Origin of the sequence: Mesorhizobium sp. B2-7-3 (genome assembly GCF_006440715.1) — a bacterium.
In the GTDB taxonomy this organism is placed as follows: domain Bacteria; phylum Pseudomonadota; class Alphaproteobacteria; order Rhizobiales; family Rhizobiaceae; genus Mesorhizobium; species Mesorhizobium australicum.
The window spans coordinates 93746-105935 of the sequence record NZ_VFTY01000011.1 but is presented as its reverse complement, the minus strand read 5'-3'; the positions used below and the strand labels follow the sequence as shown (position 1 = coordinate 105935).

Below are 12190 nucleotides of genomic sequence, written 5' to 3'. Positions count from 1 at the left end.
TTCGTTCTGTAAATAGCCCCTTCCGGCCGCGCCAAGCAACGTAAAAGATGTTGCAAAAATATAAACATGTTCTTCCAGAGGAGTTGTGATGTCGGGAGAGAGTAAAGGCGACGTGGTCCTGATTCGAGTCACAGCCGCCTCGGTGAGTTGCGGTTCCGGTACGGGCTAAGAAATCTTTGTTGGGGGATCGTCATGTCGTTTGCTGATCACGTTCGTTAGGCTCCCTTGCGCCGGATAGAGTGGTATCACGCACGCCTGCAGTCCCGTGGTACAAGCCGGCCTTGCCGACAAACAGCGAATGCGCCGGCGCAATCCCTCATCCAGCTCCTCGAACCATCCGCCATGCTCGCGGTCTATATAGGCCACGGCGATGGTGTTCGAGATGCGCCGGCACCATTGTTCATGGAAGGCGCTCGGGCGGTGCTCGACCAGGAAGGAGGCCGCGCCCGCAGCCTCGGCGATCGGCCACCAGGGCTTGAACCGGAATGCCGGCTTGTCGGCCCAGTCCAGCGTGTAGAAGAAGCCGCCCTTCGCAACGGCCTTCGAAAGCCGCATGTCTCAAAGTCGCCGCTCGGAGAGTGGACAGTTTCGAAGCAGCAAGAATTTCTGCGACCGGCCATAGGACAATGATCTGCCTAAGAGATTCCAAGGCTCGCTGGATGCGCTGCGCCGATCGTGCACCTTCTGCTGGGTTTGAAGACGGGACGGGCGATTTATGGGCCATCGCGTGCTGACGCAGGCGCAAACGCGGCAGTGACGAGCCCCGCCGAACGACGGAGATTTGCCTCGAAGGCATCGAGGTCGGTGAGGGAGCGGGGGTGTCGAACTCCTGGATCGACGCCCCGGGGCAGGGCAGGCGGGCATTGCAGCAGAAGCATCGTTCCGATCACATCGGCTTTTTGGACGGAGTCCGTAACCGGCCTCGTTGACTCGCTAGAGGGCCGCGACGAGCTCGGCAGTGTGCTTTCCTATGGCAGGCAGGATTGTCACGTTCGCCGAGATCTGCTCGCCTTGAGTGAAGACGACGCAGGTGAACCGCTTGCCGTCCGCCAGCTCGACATGAATGGCGTCGTGGCGGCGGTAGCTCGCGCGGGGATCGCCTGTCCAGCCCGTCCAGCCTGCTTTCGACCACAGTTTGGCCCCCTCCGGCAGGTCCGCGCCCATATAGTTGAGCACCTGCGACAACGGGCGTTTGACGAAGCCGGGGTCGCGCGGCCGATACAAGAATTCGGCCATAATGCGCGAGCGTTCCGGCGAAATCATCGCGCCATCCATGATGCGAGAAAAGACGGACGCGGAGGCGTCGGCCGTGAGGCGGTTGTGGTTGTTGCCACCAACCTCGACGAATATCTTTTCGCGGCCATAGCGGTCATCGTCCATCAGTTTCTGACAGACATTGATGCCGTCGAATTCCGGCAAGGCGAGCTGCTTGAAATAGGCGTTGATGCCGTTTCGGGCCGCCATCCAGCGCCGCATCTCCTCTTCGCCCAGCTCGGTGTCGCCGGTCGTCCCGGTCAAAGTATCGATGACGTAGTTGGTGGCGTTGTTGCTCGACCACTTGATCATATCGTGCATGGCCCGCTCCAGCTCAGGCGTCGCCTGGACTTTTCCTGCGTCAAGGGCAGCCTGCGTGGCGACAAGATAGAAGACCTTGATTACGCTGCAGGGATAGAAGGGGGCATCGCCGTTGTAGGAGTAACCTGTCGGCAGCGTCCCACCCTCGCCATAGGCTTTCTCTTCCCCCCAGGGATGGACCAACAGCGTGAAAGCGAATTTGTCTTCCGCCAGCCCGCGGGAGGCGAAGCCGTCCAACGCTGTGCGCACGATTTCCTCGCCAACCGCTCCAATCTGCTTTGAACGCATCGACTTCTGGCAAGTGCGCCATGGCGCGTCAGCACGACTCCAAGTGTGCTACGTTTTGAACGGAAGCTTTGCGCCTCACATATTCGTTCAGGGCAGCAAAGCACTGATCCCAAAACCGGTCATCGATGAGCGAGCGCGAACTGCAACGCATTGAGTGTTGTCGAGGGTTATAGAGCTACGGATGACCGCGTCACAACCGTTTCGTGCGACCCGATTCTTCTCTGTAACCATCATGCAGCAGCGCGGCTGAAGCGGTTGATCATGAAATCGTCGAGCGGCGTTTCGCAACGGTCGGTCGCGATGAGCTCGGCCATGGCGTCGCCCACGCCCGGACCAAGCTGGAAGCCATGTCCGCTGAAGCCGAAGGCGTGGAACAGGCCTGGCGTCGTGGCCGAGCGGCCCATGACCGGCAGCATGTCCCTGATATAGCCCTCGCAGCCGGACCATGTACGGATGACCGCGACCCGCGCGATTGCCGGCAACAACCGCGCGACGGCGCGCAATTGCAAGGGAAGGCGCATGGGATCGGCGGCCGCATGGCCGGGATCGAGGTTCACCGACACCCTTTCGGCGGCGCCGCCGAAAACGATGTTGCCCCGCTCGACCTGACGCAAATAGGCGCCATGGTCCTTGTCGCGCGTCCAGATGCCGACCACCGGCAGAATCCGATGCGGCAGCGGCTCGGTCACACCCATCTGCGGACCGCGGGCGTCGAGCGGGACCTCTTCGCCAAACTGTGCGGCAATGCGCGCGCCCCAGGCTCCGGCGGTGTTGAGCAGGCACTCGGCGGCGAATGCACCCTTCGAACTGGTGACAAGGAAACCAGAACCCGTGTGGGTGATCTTCTCGACCTCAGCTCCCTCGATGATTTGCGCCCCCAGTTTGCGGGCCGCCTCGGCAAAGGCGGGTGCGATCAGCCGTGGATTGCCGCTGCCATCTTGCGGAGAGAACGACGCTCCGATCGAGTCAGGGCCGAGGCCGGGAAACCGGGAACGGATCTCACGCGGGCCGAGTTCTTCCAGCTCGAGCCCCCACGGCCGCGCGGCTTGGGCATAGGCCCGCATATCGGCAAGGCTTCCTTCATCGAAGATCAGCCGGATATGGCCGGTGGCGCGGAACTCGACGTTGCGGCCAAGCATCTCTTCAGCCTCGCCCCACAGCCTGAGCGAGCGGTGGGCCAGCGGAAGCTGGGACAGATGGCGCCCCGTGCGCCGGATGTTGCCAAAGGAGGCGACGGTCGCCCCGGTGCCGATCCGCTTGCGCTCGACCAGCGTCACGCGCGCGCCGCGCCTCGCGAGGAAAAAGGCTGAAGCCGTCCCCATCAGTCCACCGCCCAGCACGATCACGTCCATGGTTATTCCTTGTGCGGAGCGGATACTCCCTGAAGACGCCGATCTTGTCGGCACCGCTTCATTGCGTCAAAGATGAGTTTGGACAACAGCCATAAGCCGAACCTATGGAGTGGCAATGCGGGCCCGTCAGCTCGAAGTGTTCATCGCCGTCATGCGCGCGGGCACGGTGACCGCCGCGGCGCGGATGCTGAACATTTCCCAACCCGCTTTGAGCCAGATCGTGATCCACACCGAGGACGAACTCGGCTTCACGCTGTTCGAGCGCGTCAAGGGCCGGCTGCGGCCGACCCCGGAGGCGCTCGAGATCTTCGCCGATGCCGAGCGGCTGTCGGCGGGGCTGGAGGGCTTGCGCCGCAAGACCACCGACCTTCGGCTGGGCCGGACGGGGCTGGTGCGGGTCGCGGCCTCGCCGCCGCCGTCCATGGCGATCTTGCCGCGCGCCTTCACCAGCTTCCGGGCGCAGCATCCCGACATTTTGCTACGGTCCCACATGGCGCCGATCGCCGCGATCATCGACATGCTGCGCGCCGGCGATGCCAGCCTCGGCGTCGCCATGGACGACCGCCTGCCTCCCGATATCGACGCGGAAGTGATCGGCAGCGTCGGCTTCTCATGCCTGCTGCCCACGGGGCATGCGTTGGCCGGGAAGACCGAGCTGACGCTCGCCGATCTCGCCGGCGAAGAGTTGATATCCTATCGCGCAAACACCCGTCCCGCCGACGAACTGGCCCACGCTGCCCGCGCGCAGGGTGTGGTGCTTTCGCCGTCGCTCGAGATCGACGTCTCCATCTCGGCCGTCGGCTTCGTCCAGGCCGGCCTGGGTGTCGCGCTCGTCGACGCGCTGCTGCCATGGCACCAGTTTGCCGGCCTTGCCGTCAGGCCGCTCGCGGCGGGGCCGGAATTTCCGATCGCGCTGCTGACCTCGCGCACGCGGGCGCTTTCGCGGGCCGATGAGATGATGCGCGAGCAAGTCCGCGCGGCCTGTTCCGCCGTGCTGGGCGGTGACAGAGCAAGGGCATAAGCAAGACTTATAGTCCCGCTCGTCATACGTCTTGGACCCTGGCCATCCTGTCGTGTCAGCTTTGGTTGGCAGACAGGAAGGGACGCATCATGGATGGTGCCATCGTGGCGGACGAGGCGAGCAACGAAGCCGACTGGAAGGTCGGCGTTGATATCGGTGGCACATTCATCGATTTCTGCGCGCTCGAAGCAAATTCGGGGCGCGTCGCCTCGCTGAAAGTGCTGACGACGCCGGAAGATCCGGGTGCCGAACTGATAACGGGCCTCACGCTTATGGCCGAGCGTGAAGGCTTTGATCCTGCCCGCATGACGCGCTTCGTGCACGGTACGACCGTTGGCATCAACACCATCATCCAGCGCAAGGGCGCACCGCTGGCGCTGTTCACCAATGCCGGCTTCGAGGACGTCATCGAACTGGCGCGGCTGCGCATGCCGGACATGTATTCGCTGTTCTGCTCGCGGCCGGACCCGCTGATATCGCGCGACATGGTTTTCGGCATTCCGGCCCGCATGCGTGCCGATGGCAGCGAGTCCCGGGCGCCGGACATGGCGGCGGTGGAAAAGGCGGTGGCGGTGGCGAAAGCGAACGGAGCGCAAGGCATCATCGTGTCCTTCCTCCATTCCTGGCGCAATGCCGCTCAGGAAGCTTCGGTGAAGGCGAGGATCACGCGTCTTGCGCCCGACCTGTTCGTCTTCTCCTCGGCCGAGGTCTGGCCGGTCATCCGTGAATATGAGCGCAGCTCGACCGCCATCCTCAACGGCTATGTCCATCCGCGCGTCTCCGGCTATCTGACGGCGTTGGAAGAGCGGCTGAAGGACCACAGTGTACCCGCCCGCCCCATGCTGACCAAATCGAATGGCGGGCTGATGAACGCTGCCGAAGGCAAGCGCGCCTGCGTGAACATGCTTTTGTCGGGGACAGCCTCTGGTGTCATGGGCGCCTCGTGGCTGGCGCGCCAGGCCGGAGAGGACAGGATCCTGACCCTCGACATTGGCGGGACCTCGGCCGATTTCGCGCTCATTATCGATGGCGAGCCGCAATTCGGCACCGGCGAACTGATCGGCGAATTTCCGCTCCACATCCCTTCCGTGTCGGTAAGCTCGATCGGTGTCGGCGGCGGCTCGATCGCCAGTGTCGATGCACAAGGGGTGCTGCGGGTCGGACCGGAATCGGCCGGTTCGACGCCAGGACCGGCGTGCTATGGTCGTGGCGGCGAGAGGCCGACGGTGACGGACGCCATGGTGGTGTGCGGATGGCTCGGTCACAGCGAGATGGCCTATGGCCAGTTGCGGATCGACACCGGCCTGGCGCATCGCGCGGTCGGCGAGCTTGCCGCCCGGCTCGACCGCCCCATCGAGCAGACCGCGCAGGCGATCCTCGACATCGCGGTGTCGGAGATGTTCGTCGAGGTCGAGAAGCTTGTCTCGCGCGCCGGCGTGGACTTGCGCGATTTCACGCTGATGCCCTTCGGCGGCGGCGGGCCGATGCTGGGCGCATTCCTTGCCCGCGAACTCGGCATGAAGCGCGTCATGGCGCCCCGCCGGCCCGGTGTGGTGTCGGCGCTGGGCGGACTGGTGGCGGATTTGCGCGGGGACTTCATTCGCACCATCTTCAGCCCGCTGTCTGGCGTGGCGCTTGCCGGAATTCGCGAAGCCTTCGAGGCGTTGACGCGCGAGGGCCGCGACTGGCTCGCGGCGCAGGGGCACGATGCGGCGGCGGAGCTCAGTCTCACCTGCGACATGCGCTATGTCGGGCAGAGTTATGAGATCGAGGTCGTCCTTCAGCCGGAATGGCTGGCGGAGGGCAATGTGGCCGCCATCGCGCAGGCCTTCCACCTCACCCATGAGCGGCTCTACGATTTCCACGACCCGGAGGGCGGGATCGAACTTGTGAATGTCCGGCTATCGGCCATAGGCGCAGGGCCGAAACTCTCCTTCCCGGAAATCGACGAGGTCGATGCTCCGGCCATTCCGGCGCGCCGGCTCTCCGTCTACACGGGCGCGAGCGTCGAGACTGTCGACCTCCACGACCGGCAAGCCCTCGTGCCGGGCAGCATGTTTCACGGGCCTGCCGTGGTCGTTCAGGAAGACACCACCTTTGCCATTCCCGCGGGAGCGCAGGCAAGGGTCGACCGCCATCTCAACCTTTTGCTGACCTTCCCGGAGTGATGCCTTGTTTGACCGGACAAACCTTCAGGTTCTGGCGAACCATGCCCGCGCGGCCGCAGAGAACATGGCGCACACGCTGCACCGCACCGCGCACTCCGCCTTCGTCAAGGAGACGCAGGACTTTACCGTGATGCTGATGGACCGTTCAGGCGCGACCTTCGCCGTGCCGATGGAGCTCGGCGCCACCTGGTATCCGGGGCTTTCGTATCACCGCGCGATCGCCATGGTCGATGACTACCGGCCGGGAGATATTGCCTTCACCAACGATCCCTATTCCGGACACGTCGCCACGCACGCGCCCGACACGCATCTTTGGAAGCCGGTCTTCGTCGATGGCGAGATCGTCGCCTGGACCGGCGGGCATATCCACAACACCGATATGGGTGGCGCCGTGCCGGCTTCGCTCAGCCGGGCGCTGACCGAAATCCATCAGGAAGGCATCCGCTTTCCCCCGATGAAGCTGGTGAGAGAGGGCGTCTTCGACGAGACTATCCTGCGGATCATGAGCACCAATGTGCGCAAGCCCGACCTCAACATCGGCGACATCAAGGCGCTGGTCGGCGCGCTCAACACCGGCGAGCGCAAGATCCAGGCAATGGTGAGGAAGTTCGGCAAGGCAGGCTTCATCGAAGGCGTTTCCGCTCTTCTCGACCAGGCGGAAGCGCAGGCGCGCGACGTGCTGCGCTCCATGCCCGACGGCACATGGGATTTCTGCGACTATGCCGATGAGGATTCCGTCGAGGCCAATCCGTGCCGGCTGAAGCTGACGCTGACGATCAAGGGCGACGAGGCGGTGCTCGACTTCACCGGCTCCGATCCGCAGCTCGGCTCCTCGCTCAACGTGCCTTCGGGCGGTGACCCGCGACACACCATGCTGCTGGTTGGCGTCTACTACGTGCTCTACACGCTCAACCCGAAGATCCTGCTCAACACCGGCCTTACCCGGCCGTTTACCTGCATCACGCCCCGGGGCTCCGTGCTGAACCCGGTACACCCCGCCGCCGTGGGCATGCGCTCGCTCACCTGCGCCCGGCTGCGGTCGGTCATCTTCGGCGCCTTCTCGCAAACGGTGCCGGAGCGCCTGCCAGCAGCTCCGGCCGGCAACAACTGCATCGTCAATGTCATGACCACGGACGAGCGCACTTACCGGACCGTCATCACGGCGGTGAATCCCGTGGTCGGCGGCGGCGGGGCGATGCCGCATCGCGACGGAACCAATGGATCGGGCGCGGATGCCGCCTATCTCAAGAACACGCCGATCGAGATCACCGAGACCGAGACCCCGGTCGAATTCGTGAAATACGGGCTCGCCAGGGATAGCGGCGGGGCGGGGCGTTGGCGCGGCGGGTTGGCGACCGAAATGGCCTTCCGTGTCTTTGCCCCCGATTCCAGGATCACGGCGCGCAACCGCGACCGCAGCTTCTTTCGTCCCTGGGGCGTGCTGGGCGGCAAGGCGGCCGGCCTGTCGGACATGATCGTCAATCCAGGGACCGAGCATGAGCGGCGGCTGGGCAACATCGACACCACTGTGCTGCAGCCCGGCGACGTGCTTGAGATACGCTCCGCCGGAGGCGGCGGGCGCGGCGATCCGCATCAACGCGAACCCTGGCGGGTCGCGCAGGATGTGCGGCGAGGCTATGTCTCGCCGGCTGCGGCCGAGCACGGCTATGGCGTCGTCATCCGCGGCGGCGAGAGCGACGAGCAGGCAACGGGGCAATTGCGCGCGCGGCAGGCGCCTGCCGCCGGCCATTTCCATTTCGGTCCGGAGCGCGACGGCTACGAAGCGCAGTGGACGCCGGCCGCCTATGACCGGCTCACGGCCATACTGGGAGATTTGCCGATCCACTGGCGGTTCTTCACCAAGACGGAGATCTTCCGCCGCATGAAGGGCCGTTCGGGGCCGGAAGGCGTCCAGCAGGCGTTCGACGCTGTTTGCGAACGGTTCCCGGAACTGCCTCGTCCTGGCCCGGTGCGAGAGACGGCGGAATGATCACCGCCGGCCGCATCGTCCGGCTGGCCGAATTCGGGCGGGCGCACCTGCATTTCTTTCTCGACGGACAGATGTGTAGCGCATTGGCGGGCGACACCGTGCTGACCGCCATGCTGGCATCAGGACACGCGCTGCGAAAATCCGAGTTCGGACCCGAGTGGCGCGCCGGGTTCTGCCTGATGGGAGCCTGCCAGGATTGCTGGATATGGCAGGACGAGGGACCGCGCATCCGCGCGTGCTCGGCCCCGATCACCGAAGGCATGCGGTTGCGCACAACGGAGCCGGAGAGCTGGCCGTGAGCGAGACCTCGCCGCGGATCGTGATCGTCGGCGCCGGTCCCGCCGGCATAAGGGCCGCGGCCATGCTGGTCGAGGCCGGGCTCCACCCGGTGGTGATCGATGAAGGGCAGCGCGCCGGCGGGCAGATCTACCGCCGCCCACCTGCCGGGTTCGTCCGCACGCCGGAGCAGCTCTACGGGTCGGAGGCGGCGAAAGCGGTCGCATTGCATGCCCTCTTCGACCGGCTGGCCGAAGAGGGGCGCCTCACCCATTGCGCGGCAAGCTCGGTCATCGCCTTGCAGGAGGGGCGGCTGCACGTGTTGGGGGAGGGCGGCGTACAGCTGGTCAGCTATGACCGCCTGATCCTTGCGACGGGCGCATCCGACCGTGTCGCTCCGGTCCCGGGCTGGCAGAGTGCCGGCGTCTACAGCCTTGGCGCGGCGCAGATCGCGCTCAAGGCGCAGGGCGTGGCGCTGGGGCAGCGCATCGTCCTGATCGGATCGGGGCCTTTGCTGACGCTGGTTGGCGCCCAACTCGTCAAGGCTGGAGCGGATGTGGTGGCGGTGCTCGACACCTCTTCCCGGCGCCAGCAGATGCGGGGACTCTGGGACCTTGCCGCCCGGCCGCTGGTCGCGCTGCGCGGTCTCGCCCCGCGGGCGAGGCTCGGCGGCCGCTATCATGCCGGCGTGACGCTCGAACGGATCGAGGCCGACGGCAAAGGTGTCACCGCGATCCGCTGGCACGACGCCGGCGGCAGGGAACATCTCACGCTATGCGACACGATAGGCATGGGCTGGCACTTGCGGGCCGAAACGCATCTCGCCGACCTGGCGGGATGTGCCTTCATTTATGACGAGCAGTGGCGGCAATGGCTGCCAAAGACCGATGAGATGGGCCGCGCCGGCAACGGAGTCTATCTTGCGGGCGATGGAGTTCGTCTTCTGGGAGCAGACGGCGCGGAGATCGCGGGGCGTCTTGCCGCGGTGGCGTGCCTTGTCGATCTCGGATTTCCAGCGCCCTCCACCGCGTCCGATTTGCGCAAACTCGCACGGCTCGAACGCTTTGCCCGCGGCCTGGCTCGCGCCTTTCCCTGGCCGACGGCGATGGCGCGGGCACTCCCCGACGCGGTCGTCTGCCGCTGCGAGAACGTGACCGCCGCGGCCCTACGCCAGAGCACTGATTTCGGCGGTAGCGAAGCCAACAGGGTGAAATCGCTGTCGCGCGTCGGCATGGGGCGATGCCAGGGGCGCTATTGTCAGCTGGCCGCCGTCGAACTCATCGCGGCGCAGACCGGCTGCACGCCTGGCGCTGTCGGTCGGTTCCGCGGGCAAGCGCCTGTCCGCCCGGCGCCTATCGGCGCCTTTCTGCGGGACGGCTGATGCGATTCTGGGCCGACCTGGTATGTCTGCCTGTATCACGTCTAGAAGTCGGCGACCTTCCCCCAAGACGAAGCGTCGAAGCGCCTGGGATCATAGGATTGCGGATCGACAATCGGTTTGGAGCCGGTCATCAGATCGGCGACGAGATGCCCGGCGCCGGGTCCGATGCCGAAGCCATGCCCCGAGAACCCGGCAGCCAAAAAGAAACCCGGAACGATATGGATCTCCCCAATGGCAGGCACACCGTCGGGCGTGCTGTCGATGTAGCCGGCCCAGGTCGCGCTGATCCTGGTCTGGCGCAGTGCCGGCAGCAGCTCGAGCGCCCGGGCGTGGGCCAGGCGGATGGTCGCCTGGTCCGGAACCGGGTCGAGGATGCGCATCCGCTCCATCGGTGTCGGCTGGTCGAGCCGCCAGTGTCGGAGCGTTTCGTGACCCGAGCGCATGCCCTGCAGGCCGCCAGGCGCGAGGCTGCGCCACCGTTTCAGGAACATCGGCAGGAACTGCGAGGAGAAGCGCAACTGCTGCGGCGTAACGTCCACGCGCCCGCGTCCGCTTATGGCGAGCGTGTAGCCGCCGTCGCCCCGACGCGTGACCGAGATCCCTTTCGTGTGCAGCGCATCCGGCAGACCTTCCGCGCCTGGCGAGACGGACAGAATGGACGAGCGGATCGACGCCTGCGGAAAACGGAAACCGAACTGCCGGCAAAAGGAGGAGGCCCAGGCACCGCCGGCCAGCACAGCCATCTTGGTCCGGATCGTTCCGCTTTCGGTGACCACGCCGCTCAGGCGGCCGCCTTCGGTCTCGATACCGCGCGCGGCGCAATTCTGGTGCACTGAGCCGCCAAGCTTGAGGATGGCGCGGGCGACCGCGGGTGCTGCCCGCGACGGATCGGCGGTGCCGTCGGTGGGCGAGAAGACGCCGCCCTTCCATGTCCGGCCAGTGGCGCGGCCCCGCTCGCAGGCCTCGGCGCCGTCGAGCATATGCGTCGTGACGCCAGCCGTTTTGGCGAAGTCACGCCAGCGCACCCAGCCGGCCAGTTCCGCATCGTCGTTGCTGAGATAGAGCAGGCCGCAGCGGCGAAAGCCGGTTTCTTCGCCGGTTTCCGCCGCAAAGCTGCCCCACAGGTCGATGCTTCTTGTCGCCATCGGCAACTCGCGCGCGTCGCGGTTCTGCTGGCGGCACCATCCCCAGTTCCTGGAAGACTGCTCGGCGCCGATGCGTCCCTTTTCGACGAGCGCCACCTTCATGCCGCGCCGTGCCAGGTAGTAGGCCGCGAAGATACCGACGATGCCGCCGCCGATCACCACCGCGTCCGCGATCCGTGGCAGGTCTCCGGATGTCTCGATTTTCTGTAGGGGTGCGCGCATGGTCTCTCTGCCTTGACGCGCCAATTTAACGCGTTGCGCAGGCAGCCGCTGCCGCAGTTGCGGCCGAAGCAGAATTTTATTCCGGCAACGCAGTCAAAATCGGGAGCCGCTGCGTTTCAAAGCGCTCTCCGCTTGGATGGACAGACCCACGGGCTGTGGTAGTGTCAATGTCTATGAGCAAGGCAGCATTTTGTGCTGCGGCATGTTCTGCGGAGACGACAGTGAAACTGGATCGGATCGATATCAAGATTCTGTACGAGTTGCAGAAGAATGGCCGCATCACCAACGTGGAACTGGCTGATCTGGTGCACCTGTCGCCAAGCCCGTGCCTGATGCGGGTCAAGAGATTGCAATCGGAGGGTTACATCGAGGGCTATTCCGCGCAGATCAATATCGGCAAGCTCGGCCAAACGCTGACCGTGTTTACCGAAATCACCTTGAAGAACCATCGCCAGGTGGATTTCGCCCGCTTTCTCGCCGTGGTTGAGAAGATCGACCAGGTCATCGAATGCCACCTCGTGTCGGGTGGCTACGACTATTTGATGAAGTTCGTGACCGCCGGCATCGCCGAGTACCAGACCATCATGGAGCGGCTGACCGACATGGATATCGGCATCGACAAGTATTTCAGCTTCGTGGTGCTGAAGTCGCCGATCGTCAAGGCGCACATGCCGCTGCCCAGCCTGTTTCCGAGGTAGTCCGCGGCGACCGCGCCGCGCTTGTCGCCTGCGGCCCGCTACAAGGCGTCCGGCCGCAATATCCGGTGCAGTGC

9 protein-coding genes and 1 pseudogene are annotated in these 12190 nt (G+C 65.1%); 6 read left to right on the top strand and 4 right to left on the bottom strand.

Translation table 11 applies throughout. The annotated features are described in order from the left end of the window. Positions 1–165: 165 nt before the first annotated feature. From FJW04_RS23485 to FJW04_RS23475, 3 genes and pseudogenes are all read right to left on the bottom strand, one after another. Positions 166–531: pseudogene (locus FJW04_RS23485) on the bottom strand (AGE family epimerase/isomerase); the annotation flags it as partial. A 402-nt stretch (positions 532–933) separates the two neighbouring features. After that, complete coding sequence (locus FJW04_RS23480; RefSeq protein ID WP_181173037.1) at positions 934–1812, bottom strand: serine hydrolase; 879 nt, start codon at positions 1810–1812, stop codon at positions 934–936. Between the two features lie 281 nt (positions 1813–2093). Continuing rightward, positions 2094–3215: an FAD-binding oxidoreductase gene (locus FJW04_RS23475; protein WP_140717000.1), complete on the bottom strand. Its 1122-nt coding sequence runs from the start codon at positions 3213–3215 to the stop codon at positions 2094–2096. Positions 3216–3330: 115 nt separating this feature from the next. Here FJW04_RS23475 and FJW04_RS23470 point away from each other — a divergent pair, with 115 nt between their 5' ends. From FJW04_RS23470 to FJW04_RS23450, 5 genes are all read left to right on the top strand, one after another. Then, the gene (locus FJW04_RS23470) at positions 3331–4236 is read left to right on the top strand and encodes a LysR family transcriptional regulator (RefSeq protein ID WP_140663722.1); all 906 of its coding nucleotides are present in this window, start codon (positions 3331–3333) and stop codon (positions 4234–4236) included. Between the two features lie 89 nt (positions 4237–4325). After that, positions 4326–6404 (top strand): hydantoinase/oxoprolinase family protein, encoded by a 2079-nt coding sequence (locus tag FJW04_RS23465; RefSeq protein ID WP_140716998.1) that lies wholly within the window; start codon positions 4326–4328, stop codon positions 6402–6404. Positions 6405–6408: 4 nt separating this feature from the next. Further along, positions 6409–8394 (top strand): hydantoinase B/oxoprolinase family protein, encoded by a 1986-nt coding sequence (locus FJW04_RS23460; protein ID WP_140716996.1) that lies wholly within the window; start codon positions 6409–6411, stop codon positions 8392–8394. After that, positions 8391–8693, top strand: coding sequence for a (2Fe-2S)-binding protein (locus tag FJW04_RS23455; RefSeq protein ID WP_140663718.1), 303 nt, complete (start codon positions 8391–8393; stop codon positions 8691–8693). The genes FJW04_RS23460 and FJW04_RS23455 overlap by 4 nt, the downstream gene beginning before the upstream one ends. Continuing rightward, positions 8690–10051: an FAD/NAD(P)-binding oxidoreductase gene (locus FJW04_RS23450; RefSeq protein ID WP_140716994.1), complete on the top strand. Its 1362-nt coding sequence runs from the start codon at positions 8690–8692 to the stop codon at positions 10049–10051. The genes FJW04_RS23455 and FJW04_RS23450 overlap by 4 nt, the downstream gene beginning before the upstream one ends. Before the next feature lie 41 nt (positions 10052–10092). Here FJW04_RS23450 and FJW04_RS23445 read toward each other — a convergent pair whose 3' ends face one another. Then, on the bottom strand, positions 10093–11418 hold the full coding sequence (locus tag FJW04_RS23445; protein ID WP_140663714.1) for an FAD-binding oxidoreductase: 1326 nt from the start codon (positions 11416–11418) through the stop codon (positions 10093–10095). A 221-nt stretch (positions 11419–11639) separates the two neighbouring features. On the opposite strand from FJW04_RS23445, the gene FJW04_RS23440 reads away from it, so the two are divergent. Continuing rightward, positions 11640–12116 carry an Lrp/AsnC family transcriptional regulator gene (locus tag FJW04_RS23440; RefSeq protein WP_127327820.1) on the top strand — a complete coding sequence of 159 codons (477 nt, stop codon included), beginning with the start codon at positions 11640–11642 and terminating at the stop codon, positions 12114–12116. Positions 12117–12190 lie beyond the last annotated feature (74 nt).

What these genes read in the sequence shown, in the direction of transcription:
- FJW04_RS23475 (WP_140717000.1), bottom strand. Translation starts at nt 3,215, where the DNA reads ATGGACGTGATCGTGCTGGGCGGTGGACTGATGGGGACGGCTTCAGCC.
- FJW04_RS23470 (WP_140663722.1), top strand. Translation starts at nt 3,331, where the DNA reads ATGCGGGCCCGTCAGCTCGAAGTGTTCATCGCCGTCATGCGCGCGGGC.
- FJW04_RS23465 (WP_140716998.1), top strand. Translation starts at nt 4,326, where the DNA reads ATGGATGGTGCCATCGTGGCGGACGAGGCGAGCAACGAAGCCGACTGG.
- FJW04_RS23455 (WP_140663718.1), top strand. Translation starts at nt 8,391, where the DNA reads ATGATCACCGCCGGCCGCATCGTCCGGCTGGCCGAATTCGGGCGGGCG.
- FJW04_RS23445 (WP_140663714.1), bottom strand. Translation starts at nt 11,418, where the DNA reads ATGCGCGCACCCCTACAGAAAATCGAGACATCCGGAGACCTGCCACGG.